This window comes from Aphanothece sacrum FPU1, assembly GCF_003864295.1.
GTDB classification, from domain to species: Bacteria; Cyanobacteriota; Cyanobacteriia; order Cyanobacteriales; family Microcystaceae; genus Aphanothece_B; species Aphanothece_B sacrum.
On sequence record NZ_BDQK01000017.1, the window covers coordinates 82,225 to 102,098 of the forward strand.

Annotated in this window: 15 protein-coding genes; 8 read left to right on the top strand and 7 right to left on the bottom strand. The window is 35.1% G+C overall.

Features of this window, described 5'->3' with window-relative positions:
• Positions 1-663 precede the first annotated feature (663 nt).
• The 3 genes from AsFPU1_RS20260 (at position 664) to menC (ending at position 5,398) form a co-directional block, all read left to right on the top strand.
• Positions 664-2,265: a helix-turn-helix domain-containing protein gene (locus AsFPU1_RS20260; RefSeq protein WP_124973690.1), complete on the top strand. Its 1,602-nt coding sequence runs from the start codon at positions 664-666 to the stop codon at positions 2,263-2,265.
• 656 nt (positions 2,266-2,921) lie between these two features.
• Positions 2,922-4,151 (top strand): acetate kinase, encoded by a 1,230-nt coding sequence (locus AsFPU1_RS20265; RefSeq protein ID WP_124973692.1) that lies wholly within the window; start codon positions 2,922-2,924, stop codon positions 4,149-4,151.
• A gap of 125 nt (positions 4,152-4,276) precedes the next feature.
• Positions 4,277-5,398 carry an o-succinylbenzoate synthase gene (menC, locus tag AsFPU1_RS20270; RefSeq protein WP_124973694.1) on the top strand — a complete coding sequence of 374 codons (1,122 nt, stop codon included), beginning with the start codon at positions 4,277-4,279 and terminating at the stop codon, positions 5,396-5,398.
• Between the two features lie 406 nt (positions 5,399-5,804).
• On the opposite strand, the gene AsFPU1_RS20275 is transcribed toward menC, so the two are convergent.
• Together AsFPU1_RS20275 and AsFPU1_RS20280 are read right to left on the bottom strand one after the other, a co-directional pair.
• Entirely contained in the window at positions 5,805-6,188 is a 384-nt protein-coding gene (locus AsFPU1_RS20275) for a hypothetical protein (RefSeq protein WP_124973696.1), read from the bottom strand.
• A 107-nt stretch (positions 6,189-6,295) separates the two neighbouring features.
• Positions 6,296-6,976, bottom strand: coding sequence for an MBL fold metallo-hydrolase (locus tag AsFPU1_RS20280; protein WP_124973698.1), 681 nt, complete (start codon positions 6,974-6,976; stop codon positions 6,296-6,298).
• 121 nt (positions 6,977-7,097) lie between these two features.
• Between AsFPU1_RS20280 and AsFPU1_RS20285 the strand changes: the two genes are divergently transcribed.
• On the top strand, positions 7,098-8,588 hold the full coding sequence (locus AsFPU1_RS20285) for a site-2 protease family protein (RefSeq protein ID WP_124973700.1): 1,491 nt from the start codon (positions 7,098-7,100) through the stop codon (positions 8,586-8,588).
• Positions 8,589-8,715: 127 nt separating this feature from the next.
• Positions 8,716-9,579, top strand: coding sequence for an amino acid ABC transporter substrate-binding protein (locus AsFPU1_RS20290; RefSeq protein ID WP_124973702.1), 864 nt, complete (start codon positions 8,716-8,718; stop codon positions 9,577-9,579).
• 184 nt (positions 9,580-9,763) lie between these two features.
• Here AsFPU1_RS20290 and trmB read toward each other — a convergent pair whose 3' ends face one another.
• Positions 9,764-10,429: a tRNA (guanosine(46)-N7)-methyltransferase TrmB gene (gene trmB, locus AsFPU1_RS20295; protein WP_124973704.1), complete on the bottom strand. Its 666-nt coding sequence runs from the start codon at positions 10,427-10,429 to the stop codon at positions 9,764-9,766.
• Between the two features lie 56 nt (positions 10,430-10,485).
• Here trmB and AsFPU1_RS20300 point away from each other — a divergent pair, with 56 nt between their 5' ends.
• Together AsFPU1_RS20300 and AsFPU1_RS20305 are read left to right on the top strand one after the other, a co-directional pair.
• The gene (locus tag AsFPU1_RS20300) at positions 10,486-11,580 is read left to right on the top strand and encodes a metallophosphoesterase family protein (protein WP_124973706.1); all 1,095 of its coding nucleotides are present in this window, start codon (positions 10,486-10,488) and stop codon (positions 11,578-11,580) included.
• Between the two features lie 407 nt (positions 11,581-11,987).
• Positions 11,988-13,679, top strand: coding sequence for a hypothetical protein (locus AsFPU1_RS20305; RefSeq protein ID WP_124973708.1), 1,692 nt, complete (start codon positions 11,988-11,990; stop codon positions 13,677-13,679).
• Here the strand turns inward: AsFPU1_RS20305 and AsFPU1_RS20310 are convergent.
• From AsFPU1_RS20310 to hetL, 4 genes are all read right to left on the bottom strand, one after another.
• Entirely contained in the window at positions 13,657-15,264 is a 1,608-nt protein-coding gene (locus AsFPU1_RS20310) for a S8 family serine peptidase (RefSeq protein ID WP_124973710.1), read from the bottom strand. The genes AsFPU1_RS20305 and AsFPU1_RS20310 overlap by 23 nt on opposite strands.
• A gap of 384 nt (positions 15,265-15,648) precedes the next feature.
• Entirely contained in the window at positions 15,649-16,071 is a 423-nt protein-coding gene (locus AsFPU1_RS20315) for a DUF29 domain-containing protein (RefSeq protein ID WP_124973712.1), read from the bottom strand.
• A gap of 45 nt (positions 16,072-16,116) precedes the next feature.
• Positions 16,117-18,153: an amylo-alpha-1,6-glucosidase gene (locus AsFPU1_RS20320; protein ID WP_227873463.1), complete on the bottom strand. Its 2,037-nt coding sequence runs from the start codon at positions 18,151-18,153 to the stop codon at positions 16,117-16,119.
• Positions 18,154-18,531: 378 nt separating this feature from the next.
• Complete coding sequence (hetL, locus tag AsFPU1_RS20325; RefSeq protein WP_124973714.1) at positions 18,532-19,227, bottom strand: heterocyst differentiation pentapeptide repeat protein HetL; 696 nt, start codon at positions 19,225-19,227, stop codon at positions 18,532-18,534.
• A gap of 251 nt (positions 19,228-19,478) precedes the next feature.
• Here hetL and AsFPU1_RS20330 point away from each other — a divergent pair, with 251 nt between their 5' ends.
• Positions 19,479-19,850, top strand: coding sequence for an ArsR/SmtB family transcription factor (locus AsFPU1_RS20330; RefSeq protein ID WP_438357510.1), 372 nt, complete (start codon positions 19,479-19,481; stop codon positions 19,848-19,850).
• Positions 19,851-19,874 lie beyond the last annotated feature (24 nt).

Genomic DNA, 19,874 nt, shown 5'->3' on the forward strand with positions numbered 1-19,874 from the left:
TTGGTTTTTGAATGTTACAAATTATGACCAAGCATTTAAAAAAGTTAAAATTAATTCTTAAAAAAAAATTAATAATTGAGAAAATAGGAGAAAATAAATGGCAGCTTGATTACTCTGAGTAGAGGAATAACTGTTGTGGTTTAAATCGTCTTGATAAGTCTTTATATATGGGAACTTTAAGCTAAATTATATTAAGAGCTTGCCTAAGATTATTATCACAGTAAATCCCTGATAGACCTTCACAGATAAGTATTCTAGCTTATTTCCAGTAATTCATTAATAGCATTAACCGTTGCATAATTCGGATAGTTGTACGGATAAACTGGCAAAGATTAGAGATAGAATATCGGTAACAATTATGAGAAAATGTTCATTATAAACAGATTATAAATAAGCTAATTAACTAAGATGAAAATGTGAGAAGTGTTGAGAGATAAGCGATAGGATTGTCGCTGAATACCTTCCGAAGTGAATCTATTTTTTAGTAATTAACTCGCCAGGTTATCTTCGGAATAAATCCCATACTGCGTGAATCGTCAATCGGCTTTATCAGGAAGATAAAGGTAGCTTAGTATCAATCTAAGACACTAAAATTTATCCTAGATAAAACTAACAGTAAGCTTGTTAATTAATCACTTAATTTGCCACCTTCTCTAAAATGCCATGTCCTACACAATTACTGACAGTTGCTCAATTTGTAATACCTGTCAAATTGAATGTCCTACTGGAGCCATTCAACAGAAAGATGGGGTCTATTCCATTGATAAAAAACTCTGCAATAATTGTGAAGGTTATTATCTAGAACCCCAGTGTATTGTTAAATGTCCTATCAGCACTCCTATCCCGACTCAGGCTAAAAAAGGCAGATATAAAACCGTGGATAGGAAAGCTACTTCTCCAGACTTATTTGTTAATGGGAAAAATACCCCTTTTGCATCATCAATGGTAATTTGGGAAGCGTGTACTATTTTAAATAGTGCCGCTATTTTGCCTTGGCAAAAAGATGAAAATGGAGCTTTATTTTATAAAAGATCTGTTAAGCAAGATCAAGGAATGATTGTCTTTCGTTTGAATGATAATTTAGACTCCTTATCTTCGGGCCCGATCAATTATTTATCTGACTCATCTAAGTTAGAATCAATTGATATTCGTGCAGCTTGTTTACACCTTATTTATGCTGCTTATGCGACCACAGTAGAGCATCCTTGGGAAAAAGAATTTGTTATTAATGATCGACAAATTGAGAAATATTTAGGCTTAGATAAACGTAAAGATCTCAGCAAAGCGGCTAAGCTTACCCTCATTAAAACCTTAGTTCAACAACCTTGTCAACTTCGGGCAGAAATTAACTGGCCACAGCAAGGAAAACTTAAAGGTTTTTCGATTTCAGATAGTCCTTTATGGCATCTTCTTGATATTACTCATCACTTCCAAAAAGATGATGATGGTTGTCAACATTTAACAGGTTTAACTTTTACATTAAAAGCAGGCCTTTGGGCTAAATTTTTCTTAAATAAAGAAGGGTATCGAGAGCGTATTGCTTTCTATCAATATGGTTCTTTACCTAATTTCTTGTTAACTACAGTCATGAGTATTTGGCAACAGCATCAAGGTGCAGTGCGTATCATGTTGTGGTTACTCTTTAAAAGTAAAATGGGACGTAAACAATGTATTACAGTTCCCACGTTAATGCGAGTTGCTTATGGTCACGAAAAAATGGCTCAAGCTGATGTACAACGAGAACAAAGAAAGCGATTATTACGCGCTTTTGAAAGTGATCTTGAAGTGCTTAACCATTATGAACTTAAACCTATTTTTGATCCGGTTTCCTATCCTGTTGCTGTTCAACCTTTGTGGGTTAAATTGGCTGATTTGCCTGACGATGCAGAAGAAGCCTTAGAATTTTGGATTAATGATGGTTCTCAAAAACATCGCTTAACGGATGCTGGTCCTCGTGGTAAATGGACTCAGTTAATGAAAGCGCGTATTCTTAATTTTGAATTACCCTCAGAATGGGAAGAACAATTAGCTAAATTTGAGCGTAAAAAACAACGGAAAATAAGTCGTAAAACTACTTCTAAGAAATTAGCTGAATTATCGTCTGATCAGATTTTGGCCGCTAGACAAAGTCAAGGAATGAGTCAAAGAGCATTAGCTGAAAAATTAGGCAAAAGTCAAAGTTGGATTCGCGATTTGGAAAATGGCCGCTTTTCTGCTAAACCTGAAGATCGAGCGGTTTTGCAAACTGTTTTAGGACTACATTAACAGTTAACAGTTATCAGTTATCAGTTATCAGTAAAGAATAATGTGTTTATCCTTGGTAACTGTTTACTGTTAACTGGTTTAAGGAAGTCAGAAGTCATACCGAGTCCGCTTTAGTTGGAGTATTTATTTAGGCTCAGATTTTGCACTATTTAATATGTGCAAATAGGGGTAAATAGTTGCAAATAGTAAAATATTTTTAAGGCGCGTCGTAACCCACCATCTCAAATATTGTAACTTATTATACATTTTACCCCAAGATATCGGGAGAGCCATTTTAAGGCAACAGTTTCTGGAACTATAGCACAAGGTTTTTCTGTACTAAAAAGACTAAAATGAAAAGAAGCGATCAACAAAAACAACCCTTTAAAAGTCCCTATTATTGGTCGGGTTTCACCTGTCAAGGATTAACTTAGTATTCACAGGCAAGACTGAGATCTTGCACCTGATATTAAAAACCCGAAGGACTTAGTATGCTAAACTAATAATGAATAAAAGGCTAAAGCCTTATTCTATAAAAACGAGCGTCCGACGAGCGCGGACTGCCATTATAGGTTGCGTAGGCAACCTTTGTTTGTATAGCTTAACTATGAACGAGTTCAAGTCTTTTATTTGTAATAAATAACCATAACAAATCCAGTATAAGGAATAAAATTAACATGAAAATTTTAGTTCTTAATGCGGGTTCGAGTACCCAAAAAAGCTGTTTATATAACTTATCAGATAATATTTTACCTGACTCTGCTCAAGAAGGGATTTGGGAGGCAAATATTGATTGGACAGTGGCAACAGGACAAGGTATATTAACAGTTAAATCTAACAAAAATAAACAAAAAATTACCTTAAACTCTGATGATCGTCGTCAGGGAATTGCTAAAATGCTTGATACTTTAATCTCTGGAGAAACTAAGGTAATTGAAACATTAGTAGAGATAAAAATTGTTGGTCATCGAGTAGTTCACGGAGGAACTAATTATACTAAATCTACTCTAATTACTCCAGAAGTTAAAGCAGAAATTACCCGTCTTATTCCCTTAGCCCCTAATCATAATCCGGCTCATATTGAAGATATAGAAGCCATTGAACAACTATTAGGAAATATACCTCAAGTGGCAGTATTTGATACGGCATTTCATACAAGTATGCCCTTAGAAACTGTCGCTTATCCTATTCCTTATGAATGGTTAGATAAAGGAATTCGTCGCTATGGTTTTCATGGAATTAGTCATCAATATTGCGCTCATAGAGCAGCTAAACTATTAAAAAAAACGTTATCTTCTCTAAAATTAATTACCTGTCATTTAGGAAATGGTTGCTCTTTAACTGCTATTAAAGATGGCATTAGTATCGATACAACTATGGGATTTACTCCCCTTGAAGGGTTAATGATGGGTACTCGTAGCGGTTCTATTGATCCGACAATTTTAATATATTTAATGCGAGAATATAACTTAACTGCTGAGGAATTAAACAATCTCCTTAATAAAGAATCAGGCTTTAAAGGAGTGTCAGGAATTTCTGCTGATTTAAGAGCTATTCTTCAAGGTATTAATGATGGAAATTATCGCGCAAAATTGGCTTTTGACATGTATATTCATCGTCTGCGATCGCATATTGGTGCTATGTTAGCTTCTTTAGGGGGTTTAGATGCTTTAATTTTTACCGCAGGGGTGGGAGAAAATGCCCCTATTGTCAGAGAAAAAGCTTGTAGCGCGTTTGAATTTTTAGGGTTAAAATTAGATAAGCAAAAAAATGAATCCTCTCCTGTTGATGTCGATATTTCAACCCCAGAATCATCCATCAAAATATTAGTCATTCATACAGAAGAAGATTGGGCGATCGCTCAAGACTGTTGGCATTTATTAACAACAGGACTTACGCAACGCTGACCTTATTTGTATTTTTTGTAGGGGTCAACGGCCGTTGACCCCTACTATGAACGAGTTAAGATCTATTGTTTATGCTAATTTAGCATAAAATATACTGAAAAACCTATAATAGTTGAGAAATAAACATGAAAATTGAACAAGCTGATATTTTTTTATTTGAACTTCCTCTCGTCAAAAACTATGTTACCAGTTTTGGTAATATCACCAAAAAAAGAAGTATTTTAGTTAAATTATATAGTGAGGGTTTAGTAGGATATGGTGAAGGTTCTAGCCTACCCTTTCCTTTCTATCTTCCTGAATATGCTGATGTTTCTTTTTTAGTTTTACAAGATATAATTATTCCTGAAATTATCGGAAAATCTTTTAATCATCCCCAGGAAATTGTAGAGAGTTTCAGGAAAATTAGAGGTTATTCTTTTGCTAAAACAGCAGTAGAAACCGCTTTTTGGGATTTATACTCTCAAGAATTCAATATACCTTTATGGGAAATTTTAGGCGGTGTTGGGAATATTATTGATGTGGGAAGTAATCTAGGAATTATTCGTGACAAACAAAAATTAATTGATGAAGTTCAAAAAAAAGTAGATGATCTAACACCTCGTATTAAATTAAAAATTGAGCGAAATTGGGATATTAAACCTATCAGTATTATTAGAGAAAATTTTCCTACTGTTCCTCTTTGTGTTGATGCAAATTCAGCTTATACACTTAAAGATATTCCTCATCTTAAAGAATTTGATCAATTTAATTTGATGATGATAGAACAGCCTTTAGCTTGGGATGATATTATTGACCATGCTGAATTACAACAACATATCAAAACCCCTATTTGTCTAGATGAAAGTATCCTATCAGCAGAAGATGCTCGACGAGCAATTAAAATTAAAGCTTGTCAAATTATTAATATTAAACCCGGACGAGTTGGGGGACTGGTAGAAGCAAAAAAAATTCATGATATTTGTCTTAAAAATAAGATTAATATCTGGTGTGGTGGAATGTTAGAGTGTTCGGTTGGTCGCTTTTTTAATTTATCTATTGCTACTTTAATCGGTTATAGTTTACCTGCAGATATGTTTTCTAGTTATGATTATTTTGCCGATGATATTGTTGACTTTCCCTATGCTTCTTTCCAAGGTAAAGCATTTGTCCCTGATAATTTATCAAACTTTAAAGTTAATGATGAAAAGGTCGAACATTATTCTATTGCTAAACGGCAAATAAGGGTTCTACCAGACAAGTTATGCTAAATTATCACAAATAATAGACTTTAACTCGTTCATAGTTAAGCTATACAAATAAAGGTTGCGCAGGCAACCTTTGTTTGTATAGGATAAGGCTTTAGCCTTTTATTCATTATTAATTTAGCATAATTTGTCCGGTAGAACCCTAATTAAGATTATTTTCCTAACTTCAAAGTTAGAAACATATCAACTTGACTGGTTAATTCATTAGGAGAAGTAACCGTCATTCCTATATGTCCTATCAATAAAAAAAAGATAAATAATTGGAATCAAAATTAAGTAGGGGTCAAATCTGGGATTTTGGAGATGTCTATTGTGAAAAACCCACCCCAATAAGGGCGGGTTTTGATATAGTCGTAATGGTTAAGTCACAAAGGTTTGGGTAAACCCGCCCCTACGCCTATTTATGAGTTTATTTCTTAATATCCCGCGCCATCTGACGGAACATATCCATGGTTTTGTCAGAAGAACGACGCTCTGTATTAACCGATGTTTCGGGAGACGCTTCAACCTTCGATTCAGTTGGTTTCATAGGTTTTAACCCATTACTTTCTACTTTGGTTGCTTTCATCGAGGAGATTTCTTTGACAGTTTCAACGTGTTTACCTCCTGGACGTTTGGCGAAGGTATGCTTAATGATATTGGGTTTACGCATAAACTCTACGTTACCTAAAGTTTTAGCGTCATCGGGTTTTAAGAAAAAGGCTTCCTTGTTATCCGAATCCTGAGAAGTATTTGTATCAGGTTCGTCAACATACTTAGTTTTGCCACCAAACAATCCAAATAATCCTGCCATTGACAGTTACTCTCCTAATCGTTATTTATGAGTCAATTATTGCTATATGTAAAATTTTATCAAAAATTATGACAAAGTTAAGCAAAATTTATAAAAATATGCACTTTCTATAAACTTATGGGGTGTTGACGGAGAGATAATAAATCTAAAGCCTTTAACTTGTGATAAGCATCATTAATCAGGCCTTTTCCTCGTAAAAAACCTGTATTTGCCCCAGGACAAATATAATTTAGGGTATCAGAGGAAAAGCGATCGCGCAATAGGGCCACACTATCTAATTGACGAAACCAATGAAAGGTTTTAGCCAGACGTAAGGGGGTCGGTTCTCCTTGGGTTGAGGGGAGCAAATGTCGCCCCGTAAACAAAACACCCTCGTGACGTTGCCAATAGGCACAACAAGAGCCAGGAGAATGACCAGGAGTCCAAATAGCAGTAAGATTAGAAATGAGAGTTATTTCTTGTTCAAAAGGAGTCAAGGGAACATCAGGTAATAGATAAGCCTCCTGTTCTTGAATGAGAATTTCCGATCCCAAAGCCGCTTGGAGAGACTTAACCGAGGGAGTAATCGCACCACGATGGGTAAGTAGCAAGGATTTGACTCCCCCCTGTTCCTTCAGAAACTGTTGGGTTTCTTCATCCCAGATGGGGCAATCTAGCAATATATTCCCAGGTTTTTCTACAATGAAATAAGCCGTACCTCCTAACGTCTCTCTGTTGGGAGGAAAAGCAAACAATCCATCTAACAAAAGACGGGGGGGTTTAGGGGTTCTCGTATTCCTTTGATCCATTTTTAGGGGAAACTTGCTTACAATAATTAAGCCTATTTCCTTTCATTATTCCTTAATCTGTCAATCGTTTAGCTCCCTAATTAGAAATTAAATCTCCCTGACACACTCTTGATATTTAAATATGTGGTTACTTTTAATCGTTCTTGGCTTAATTACCTACTATCTCCTTAAGCGCAGTGTCGCACCTATTACCCCTATCCCCATCTGGATTTTTTGGCTAGTCATGATGACTCCTGCCATTATCTGGACAACTTGGTATACGGTTAAGGGGAATGTACCTATTCCTACTTGGTTAATAGTAGTTCCCTTAATGGTCTGTTTTACTTTGTATTGGTGGCTTCTACAAAAGGGACACATACCAAGTAAGAAACAAGAGCCTAAAAATCAGGAATTAAATAATCTTACCTCAGAAACCCCCAAACCTCCCGAAGAATCTGAGAAACTTCGTCCTATTACCGTCAGTGAAGAAAAGTCTTTGCGAGATTGTTTTCCTTGGGCTGTTTATTACTTACAAAATTTAGATTATCGTCCTCAAGCAATTCTTTGTCGGGGCAAGTTAAAAACGGCTCCTGAAGAAGCTTATAAGTCTATTAAAAGCAATATTGAACAAGTTTTTGGCGATCGCTTTATTATCTTATTTCAAGAAGGTCTTCCAGGTAATCCATTTTTTGCTTTAGTTCCTAATCCTTGGGCTAAATCTCAAGAGAAAACCCAGGATAAGTCGGAAAAAATTACTCGTCCTTTATTGGCTCTAACTTTATTATTATTGACCGTATTTACAACTACGGTGATAGGGGCAGAAATGGCTGGAGTTTCTACTAAAGCTCTAGAAGATAATTTAGGTTTATTATTACAAGGATTACCCTATAGTTTAGGCTTAATTGTTATTTTAGGAGTTCACGAATTTAGTCATTATATTGCAGCCGTTCGTTACAAAATTATTACCACTCTTCCTTATTTTATTCCTATTCCTTTTTTCTTAGGAACTTTCGGAGCTTTTATTCAAATGAAGTCTCCTGTTCCCAATCGTAAGGCTTTATTTGATGTGGGAATTGCTGGCCCCTTGGGAGGCTTTTTAGTTACCATTCCTATTTTATTATGGGGACTGTCTCTATCCGAAATTGTGCCTTTATCTACAGATGCGACAAATTCTACTCTTTTATCATTTCAATCTCTTGATCCACGATTTTCTTTTCTGTTTGCTGTCTTCGCTAAAGTCGCTTTAGGCAGTAGTTTTGTCGCAGGAAAAGCCATTAATTTGCATCCTTTGGCTATATCTGGATATGTGGGATTAATTGTAACGGCCCTCAATTTAATGCCTGTGGGACAATTAGATGGGGGTCATGTTGTTCATGCTATGTTTGGTCAACGAACTGCTATCATTGTTGGCCAATTAACTCGCCTATTTATGTTAATTTTGGCTATGATTCGACAAGAATTTCTAATCTGGGCTATCCTGTTGTTTTTAATGCCTATTACGGATCAACCTGCTCTTAATGATGTGACTGAATTAAATGATCAACGAGACATTTTAGGGTTGTTTTCTTTGGCTTTATTAATGGTTATTTTACTGCCTTTACCTCGAGTTATCGCTCATTGGTTACAACTTTAATATAAGTTCGATACTAACATTGTAGGTTGGGTTGAGGCACGAAACCCAACACAGATGTTTATTGGTTGGCTTTCTCCTTTAATATAAGTTCGTCATTAAGAATAATAGCTTTATAATAGTCGATAATATGAATTTCAAAACTAGATGTTTAACTATTAATTTAATTTTTATATTTGTCTTTATTTTACCACTTAAAGCCAACTCAGAAACTGTTTTAGAACAAATTGATAGAACTGGGTTACTTCGAGTAGGAATAAGAGAAGATGCTGTCCCTTTCGGTTATCGAGATGTAAATGGAGATCTGGTTGGATTATGTTTAGATTTTATTAATTTTTTTAGAGAAGAACTGAAAGAAAAATTAAATAAGGAAGTTATAGCGATAAAGTTATATAAATCAACTCTTTTTAATCGCTTTAATTTAGTTAGTGATAAAATCGTTGACATCGAATGTGGCCCTAATACTATTCGCCAAATAGCTGATTATAATGTTGAGTTTTCTGCTCCTTTTTTCTTGACAGGAACTCAATTTTTAATCAAGGGAGATAATCAAACTAAATTTGATCCAAATAGTTCATTAGAAAATGTTAATATTGGACTATTAAGAAATACAACTAATCAAACATTAATTATGCAGAATTATCCCTTAGCAAATATAGTTGAATTTCAAGGAGTGACTGGTCGTTATCGAGGTATACAATCATTACAAGGAGATAAAATACAGGCTTTTGCTAGTGATGGTATTCTTTTGGTTGGGGAAGCTATTTTACAAGGACTAGATCTTGGTCAAGATTATATTCTAGTTCCAAAATTTCCCTTGGATTGTGAAAATTATGGATTAATTTTACCGAATAATGATCCTGAATGGTTAGCTTTTGTTAACGCAGTTATTAAAAATAATAAGTCGAAAGAAAGTTTTTACAAATGGTTTGGGGTTGTTCTTCCTAGAATTGAGGAAATTGAATCTTTCTGTCGTTCTCAAGGGCAGTCATAAGCTAAATTGTATAAGTTAGTCTATAAGTTTGTTGTCTATAAAAATGACAATCAATTTTATTTTATGTCTGGGTTGGGTTGAACGATAGTAAAAATCAACACGCACAGGGATTTTGTTGGGTTTCGCTCCTCAACCCAACCTACGAAAATAGCAGTTCTAGGCAGCTAATAATAGTTCGTTTTTGCTATTGACTTGTGTTACATTGAACTACTTTTTTCTGTAGTAACAATCGATAAATTGGTTGAGATTTATTAAGAGTAGCAATTTCTCGTTCTGTCTGAATCAGAAAGGGATTATCAATTAACTCAAATTGAGATGGAGGTTTATGTTTTTCAAAACAAGTATTTGCTAAAAAGTGATTGCCCATTTGTAAAGCAATTTCTTTAACATCTGATTGTAAAAAAATTAAGCCATCATCACTTAAATATTGAGCAATCGCATTGACTAAAATAGGTTGTACAACCCGTCGTTTTTTATGACTTTGTTTAAACCAAGGATCAGGAAATTGAATTGTTACCCATTTAAGTATTCCTGGTGGTAAGGAACCGAATAAAGATGTAATAGAAAGATTAATATTACAGAACAGAAAATGAAGATTAGAAACACCTAAATCATCGCGCTGATTATTCGCTTCTATGACTAAAGGTTCCCGAATTTCCACACCTAAGAAATTAATATTAGGATAAAGGGGAGCCATTTGTAAGAGAAATTTACCTCTAGCAGACCCAATATCTAAATGAAGTGGTTGATCTAATTTATCGTATATTTGCTCCCAATCAGGTATGATAAGAGGTTGATGGTATTTATAACTTAAGGGATTAACGTGTTGACGGATACGAACTCTTGTCAAAATGAATCTCTCCTGTTTATTCTTGAAAACCAGATCTAACCCATAATCTTATTATTATGAATTTTCGTTTTGCTATCATCAGTGATCCTCATATTGCTGTTCCCCATACAATTTCAGATCATCCTAATCGCTTTCATTGGGTAGAAATCAGTATTCCAGTTATAGAGAAGGTTTTAAGCGATTTAGAGCAGTTAAATTTAGATTTTGTGCTACTTCCAGGGGATTTAACCCAAGATGGAGAACCTGATAATCATCGTTGGTTACAACAACGCCTTGCTTCTCTTCCTTTTCCAGTATATGTTATTCCTGGTAATCATGATATTCCTACTATACATTCTACCGAACAAACTATAGGCTTTGATGATTTTCCTAGTTATTATCGTCAGTTTGGCTATGATCACACTGACAAATTGTATTATACCCAGGAAATATTCCCTGGAGTACAATTAATTGGGCTTAATTCTACTCAATTTAATAGTAACGGAAAACAATTGGGTTGTTTAGATGAAGTTCAATTAAGTTGGTTAGAACATTTACTCCCTCAACTCAAAGACCAATTAGTTTTAGTAATGATTCATCACAACGTTATTGAGCATTTACCAGGACAAACACATCACGAATTAGGTAAACGCTATATGCTTGAGAATGCTCGCTTATTATTAAAAATCTTACAAGATGGGGGATGTCAACTAATTTTTACGGGACATTTGCACGTTCAAGATGTAGCTTATAATCAGGGAATTTACGAAATTACTACAGGTTCTTTGGTCAGTTATCCTCATCCTTATCGCATTATTGAGATTGAGGGAAAAACCAAAGATAAGCTAACTGTTAATATTACTTCTCATCGGGTTGAAAGTGTATCTGGATACGATAATTTAGCCACTATATCTCGTCAGTTGCTTGGCGATCGCTCTTTTCCCTTTATGATGAAATTACTCACTGCTTCTCCCTTAAAAGTTCCTATTGTCCAAGCTGAAGAATTAGCCCCACTATTACGAGATTTTTGGGCAGATATTGCGGCAGGAGATGGATTCTTTGATTTTCCTGAGTTTCCCCCTTCCGTACGTCATTATTTTCGACAATTTAGTGCAATTAAATCGGATGGAACTCCTGCTTTAATTGATAACCAAGCTATTCTTTATTTGTAATAAGTATTTAAGCAAAATTAATTGCACAGCCTCCGGCGCGGGTTTTGATATAGTGATAATGGTTTAGTAATAGGGGAGGTTTATTTATTTTAAACTTCTGTATTCTCAACTCCTTTTTCTTCAGTATTTTCTCTGATTTTTTTAGAGAAAAATATTTTTTTTGTAAATTTCATGATTTTATATAAGTATTTTTTTAAAAGATTAAATAAACTATTTATTAGACTTTTAAAAGCTTTTTTTCTTTAAGTAAAATTTAATTTATTAAGTAATAAAAAGAGTAGATTTACGGATGTCTTTCTTGACTAAATAATGAATAATTTATGTCATGGATTTAGGGATAATAACTGATGAGTTAATTTTAAAAAACCATCTTTATTAATTCTTTTGTATTGTTGGAGAAAATAACAATGACAGTCTTATTATCTGATGTAAACTTTTTAGATATTTTAGTTCAGGCAGTATCAGGGAACTCTGGATTTGTCTTAGATTCTTCAGAAGTTTCCCAGAATTTCACGTCAGTTGGGATGGATTTAAGCACAGAATTATCTCAACTTAATCAAAATTTAAACGCTTTACAGAATAAACAAGATTCTTATCTTTTTCAATCAGAAAAAGATTTACCTTATGTTAGTAATGATCATCCTTTCAAGGAAGATAGATTAATCTCACAGACGACAACCATCGGAAAAAAATCTGTTGCTGGAATCTCAACAAGCCAAACTCCCTTAGTCTTCGGTGATACAGAAAAAGGTAATCTAAATAATACAGATAAAGCGTTTTATACTCGTTACAGAGATGAATATTGGATTAGAGAAATTAGCGACAATCAACAAATTACATTAAACTTAGAGTCAATCGGATTTGATGCTCGTGTTCAATTAGTTAATCTTAATAATGGGGCAATTATTGGTGAATATCAAGATAATACAATTAATGGTCAATCAATAGGTCAACTAACTTTTAATACCCAACAAGGAATAGATTATATGGTGCGGGTAACTTCTATTTCTGACTCAAATATGACGGGTGACTACACTTTAACCACCACTTTAGGAAACTTGGTATTAGGAGTAGATGACCAAAAAATTACAGGGACTTTGAGTAATACTGACCCAGATAATAATTTGCGATCAGGCACATTTTATGATGATTATTATTTATCAAATTTAACTCCTTTTACTCAAGTAAATCTGCGGTTAGCTTCTCCAGGACCGGAATTTGACACTTATTTACAAGTAATAGATGCTAAAACAGGTAACTGGGTCTTGTACAATGATGATAATGGTTCTGATCCTGATTGGGGAACAAATTCAGCTTTAGCCTTTACCACTCAATCGGGAATTGACTATATAGTACGAGTCACATCTTATCGCAATGGGGCAACAGGAAACTACTCTTTAGAAGTTAATACTTCTTCGTCTACTTCAGGGGGTTTTAGTACAAGCGATGATATAAATCATCCGATTTTGAGAAGTCGTTTAGTAGACACTTATGTATTAAGTGGCTTAACGGCTGGTCAAGATGTTAATTTAAACCTAAATACTAATAGCACCAGTACCTTGACGGCACAAGTTTTTAATAGGGATACGGGAGAAACCCTTGTTAGTAGTAACAACAATAGTCTGAACTTTACTGCAGCACAAGGAATTGATTATGGTGTACGTTTAATTGGTATAGATGGGGTCAACTATAATTTGACTTCCAACTACGGGACTGTATTTGAGGGTTCTGTGATACAACTTAATCAAACTCTCAGCAGCAGAATTGTTAACACTGATGCTATCATTAATCCCTTTGAATCATGGTGGAGAACACCTACTAATTCTGGTTATGATGGCTATTATTTGAGTTCTAATAGTCTTACCTCAGGACAGACAGTACAAATTAATGCTACTTCCCAAGATTTTAATACAGTGTTATACTTGTTCAATGCCAGCACGGGAGAATATATCACCTTTAACAATGATGACATATCTGGAAACACTAATTCTGGGATAACCTTTATGGCTCAAGCTGGAGTAGATTATTTAATGATGGTAACTCCTTTTAATCCTCGTGGAACAGGTAACTATTCTATTAACGTAACTTCTCTGTCTTAGTAGGATTAGTAAAAGTCCACCAAGCAAGGGCATAAGGTTGAGTCGGTTCATTAATTTGTTGAGAATATTGTACTCGTATTTTATAAGATCCTGTGGTGGGAATCGGACAGAAAATATGTTCGGTACTATCCACTCCACTAATAGAAGAACAGACACTTTGAGCATTATTTTGGGTATCTGTGGACATTAAATAAAGGTCTAAATTATTTAAACCGCGATCGCTGAAATTTTCTCCCATGTCATACTGTTCATTGTTATTTTTATCATTAAGTTCAACCTTTCGATCCCAAGCTAATGTAATCGATACATAACTTCCTTGGGGTAAGGATTGACTAATTATGTAATCTTGGTGATTATTTTCTCCTACTTGGCTATAATTCCAACCTAAAGAGGGAACCTCTTTTTCTGGTTGCCATTGACCTGCGCTAAATTGTTGATAAGCACGCATTGCATTCAAATGTCCGCTTCCCATTTCTATATCCAGAGGAATTTTCGGATTTTTATAGGCATCAGAATCTAACCAGGTTTTATTGCCTTTACTTAATACTGTTCGCATCATTCCTAATAATAAGCCATCCCCGCGATCTTGTATTTTATCAGCAGAGTTAAGTAAGACAGCTTTCATGACTTCATGACGACGAGAGTCAAGACTCCAGTTCGCTTGTTTTTGTTTTAGTTGGCGATCGCCGTATTCTTGAAGTAGGGCCACAGAAGCGGTAATATGGGGGGCGGCAAAACTTGTACCACTAACCACATTAACTTTACCGGAGAGATCATAGAGTGCAATTTTATTACCAGGTGCCAGTAAACTGATGGCCCGTCTCTCTCCAGCATTAATTTCCCGTTTGATGACAGTTCGACCTATTCCCACCGGAAGCGCGCTTAAATTAGCAAAATCGACCTTAGCAAACTTTCCTTCCCGTTTGGTGGTATAAGCCGTTGTAATGCCGTTATAATGGTCAGTAGGAATAGGGATTCCGCCCTTGCCTTGATTTCCTGCGATAACGTAGAGGACATCATGAATCCGTGATGACCAATCAATACATTGAGTTAATAAGGCATTTCCGTCTAATTGGGCATTTTCCCGTGAATCTCGTTGTAAAGATTCGCCAAAGCTAAAATTAATGGCCCGTACATCCCCGCTATTTTGTTGGGCAACATGTTGAGTTGCTAAACATTCTTCTGCTTGGCCTCCACCTTTGAGGATTCCCACTGCTGAGGAGTATAGTCTTGCATCGGGGGCCACACCTGGAATACGTTTATCTCGACTAATCATGACGGTTGCCACCATGGCTGCATGATTATCTAAATTTCCGTTAGATTTGACCGGTTTATTGCGAAAATAGACTCCAGCGAGTTTAAATACAGGATTCCAAGCTGCAATTTTATCAAAACCAAATTGTCCTGGTCGGCCAATTTCGACTTGACCAATGGCAATTTTACGTCCGGTTAAATTATAAGGGGCTTGGTGTAAACGGTGGGCATAGATTCCAGAATCTCCGATAGAATTATCTAAGGCCCAACTTGGTGTACTAATTCCTGTGAGTGTTAAAGTGCAAGCTAACCAGGCAAGGGTTTGTCTCATTTATAGGATTGATTCAAAGCTAATATATTTATTATTGTATCCAAAGAGAATTGGTTTTAATCCGTAAAGATTTTGTGAAATTTAGCGCAAACACCAGAAAAGTTCAGCAAAATTACTGAGGAGAATCCCCAGATAAAAGTTAGGGAACAATTAATAGGCGATCGCACAGTCTCCGAACAGAAATTTAGGGAACAATAAGCCCGCGATCGCCCTTTTAGGGAACACCTCAGAAATAAGCAACAATCAAAGGGGCGTTGCACAGTCAAGGCGCGGGTTTTGATATAGTCGTAATGGTTGAGTAACAACGGTTTTGGTTAAATCCGCCCCTACAAATTTTGTGTAATTAATTTTGTATAGCTTAACTATGAACGAGTTAAAGTCCTATTAATCGGGAAACCAATCATCTGAAAGAGCATTATTTAGAGAAATTTCAGCCCTGTCAGGAATAGTAAAAAGTTCTCTCATCACAGAAATTCTAACAGGATAAATTTCAGTCCATATAGGTTCTATCTTATTCTTTAATGCAGGATTTTTTCTGATAATTTTCTTTATCTGTTCTCTAAAATTCCTAATCTCAGCCTTCCAATTTCGAGTACAATATGTTTTTTCAGATTCCCAATAAGACAGTTTGAGAAGATGTTCTAAAAGACGTTCTAAATAGCTTTCTAAGGCATTTTCACGACTGTTTCCCAATTCTTCTATCTCCTCAATCAGATTATCCCAATCTACTTGTTCAAAACGTCTCAATTTGAGTAAGTCAACCTGTTTCTTTGTCCATGCATAATAATCTGAGGAGTAGCTATTCATAAACGTTCACCTTAACTATTAAAAATATTGAGCAAAAATTCCCTATTATTGATTTAATTCTAACCAAACTCTCAAAACTTCAGCCACAGACCAAGCTTGCGCAACTGCACCTCTGGGATAATAAGGAATATTACCATCAAAAATCTCACTAATAGTCCCTAAACCTGCCGTACGTAAATGATAAGCCATCGGTTCGAGAAATTCACGGGCGGGGATAGGATCATTAAATACTCTTTGATACGCTAACACATAGGGGCCCATTAACCAGCCCCACACCGTACCCTGATGATAACCCGTATCCCGCTTATATTGATCACCCCCATAATCCCCCCGATATTGCCTATCTTTAGGGGATAAACTCCTTAACCCATGAGAAGTTAATAACAATTCTCCACACACCTCGACAATCCTTTTTTGTTGTGCTATACTTAAAGGAGTTTCACCTAAAGAAACTGCTAAAAGTTGATTCGGTCTTAAACTGGGATCATTGCCCAATTCAGGACTGTCAATCACATCAAAACAATACCCTCTCTCCTCATTCCAAAAACGATTAAATCCTTTAAGGGTCGATTGAGAGAGGTTGTCATATAAATCATAGGACTTGTCTAAGACTTGGGCTAGTTCAGACACTATCCTTAGGGCATTATACCAAAGGGCATTAATTTCTACAGGTTTACCGATACGAGGAGTAACTACATAATCCCCAGCTTTAGCATCCATCCAGGTTAATTGAACCCCTTGCGCTCCAGCAAAAATTAACCCATCTTGAGGATCAAGTTTAATATTATAACGAGTTCCCCGACAATGCCAGTCAATAATTTCTTCTAGTTTGGGAAAGAGATCCCTAATTAGGATTTTATCTCCTGTATGTTCATAATAGAGACGAATAGCCTCAAAATACCACAAAGTAGCATCAACCGTATTGTAATCATGATCCGTTAGAGGATGATTGCCATCAGGAAGACAATTAGGCAACATTCCCTGACTGATATAATTAGCAAAGGTACGCAGAATAAGGCTGGCAATTTCAGGTCGTCCCGTTGCCAACGTTAGACCCGGTAGACTGATCATCGTATCTCGGCCCCAGTCATTAAACCAAGGATAACCCGCGATCACAGATTTGCCAATTTGATGATTGTCTAAGGGTCGATCTACAATAAATTGATCTGCGGCCAACACTAGATGATTAATCCAGCTTGGGACAGATTGAGTCCTTGGAGAACCACTAGAGTGCCATTGGTCGAGTAAAGATTGCTCATACTGACGACGCTCTTGTAAAGCTGATATCCCATCTAACAGTTTACCTAATGTTGAGTGATCATGCAAATTTAATTGATGAGAAACTAAGGGGTTAGGATGGCCGGTAGTAGCGACAAAGGTGAGAGAGTCTCCGGGATTGAGGGTTGCTTCAAAGGTTCCCACACACAGATGACTATCTCTATCGGGTAGACCTCGATAACTTTCTTTTACTAATTCAAATCCGCCATAAATTTCATAAATCGGTGAAAATTTTCCTTGATCAGTTAATAGATAAAAAGAATCAGAAGATTGATTAGATAAAGATATTTTAACTCCTCTATCAATTTGATTAGTTGTAAGATTAGGTAAATTTCCTCTATGATGACTGCGATAATTAACTAAAGCTTTCAACGATAATGTAAGTGGTTGACTACCCTGCTTAAAAGTGTAATATATGTAAGTAGTATTAGCTTTATGCTGCATCCAAATGCGTTTTTCTAGTCTCCCATTTCCTAAGCTAAAATTCCAGATTGGGATAGTTCCTTCTAGTTTAAAATTTTCTATTAGTTGATATCCAGCAGGTTCAACAAGATCATTAATCCAACGATTAGTAAATAGACTATAAACTTCCCCATTATAATGAACAGTATCATCAACTTTAGTTAACAAAAGAGTTCTATCTAAAGGAGGGTTAAGAGAAGCAATTAAAAGTCCATGATAACTGCGAGTTAATACTCCGCTTACTGTTCCTAACCCATAACCTCCGATCCCATTTGTGATTAACCACTCTCGTTCTTGGGCTATTTCTAGACAATTGCATATTTCTCGTCCAAAGTCAATCATAATTAACAAAAATAAAGATTATTTAATTCTTAATGATTGGATAAAAGATTTTAGCCATCTAACACCATTGTAGGGGCTTAATACCATTAAGCCCTAATACAATTAAGATTCAAGATTTAGTATAAATATTATAGGTGTTGGGTTTCGTTCCTCTCAAATAATCTTTATTCATAATTCATAATTCATAATTCATAATTCATAATTCATAATTTATAATTCATAATTCATAATTCATAATTCATAATTCATAATTCATAATTCATAATTCATAATTCATAATTCATAATTCATAATTCATAATTCATAATTCATAATTCATAATTCATAATTCATAATTCATAATTCATAATTCATAATTCATAATTCATAATTCATAATTCATAACATAACTGCCCCTCTTAAATCGGCATTAGTTAGGATAGTTCCTGTTAAGTCAGCATCTTTTAAATTAGCATTAACTAAAATAGCATCTGTTAAGTCGGCATAACTTAAATCGGCCCCTTGTAAATTCGCTTCTGTTAAGTCAGTAGGAAACTGTGAATGATAAGGTTCTCGACATAATTTTGCCCGACATAATTTTGCGCCTGACAAATTTACTCGATACAATAAAGCCGCACTTAAATTAGCATAACATAAGTCTGTATAACTTAAATCTGCCTCTCCTAAATTGGTTCTTCGTTCAGATGTAGGACGTAAATCTACTTCATATAAAATACTATGAATTAATTTTGCGCCTGTCAAATTAGCCCCACATAAACTCGCTTTACTTAAATAAGAATTTGTCAAATTAGCTTCAATTAATTTAGCACCACTGAGATCAGCATCTCGTAATATTGCCCCAGATAAGTCAGTTTCTCTCAAATCTGTTCCCCACAAAATTGATTCGCTTAAGTCAACTTTTTTTAGATTTGCTTGACTTAAGTTACTTTTTCCTAGTCGAGATTGACGTAAATCTGAACCTTCTAAATTGATACCCATCAGGTTAATTTCAATTAAATCTACCTCTCGCAAAATAACTTGAGGAAAATTTCTTTTTCCTTGTGCATATTGGGTTAATAATTCATCTAATTTCATTTGAGTTTATAGGTTAAAAAGTCCGATTTATTCTATTATTGTAACAATAATACTGTGGAACGGGCATCTTGCCCGTAACAAGCTCGAAGCCTGTATCACAAATGATAATTAACTAATTTATTAAATTACTACTTGAGAATATAATAAAGTAGACCTAGTTAAGTTATAATGCAAATACTTAATATTCTTATCTAGTTTATTACTCATATAACAATATGCCTCAACTGTCTAACTCAGGATCACCCATCGGGATGACACTATTGCCTGAAGATAGTACTGTTCAACTATCTCCTACGGTTTTAACCATGATTGCAGACTTTTTCAAAGTGTTATCAGAAGCGAGTCGGTTACAGATTGTTTGTTCGTTAAAAGGAGGGTCAAAAAATGTCTCTCAAATTATTGAAATTACGGGGTTAGGACAAGCAAATGTCTCTAAACATTTAAAACTATTAACCCAAGCAGGAATTGTCACTCGAACTCAACAAGGTGTTAATGTGGTGTATGAAATTGCGAACCCATTAGTGTTTCCTTTATGTGATTTAGTTTGTAATTCTATTATGACCCAATTACAACAACAAAATCAACATTTAGAGTCTCTTAAAATGTTTCAACAATCTTTTTAATGATTTGAGATAAAGAAAGAGCCT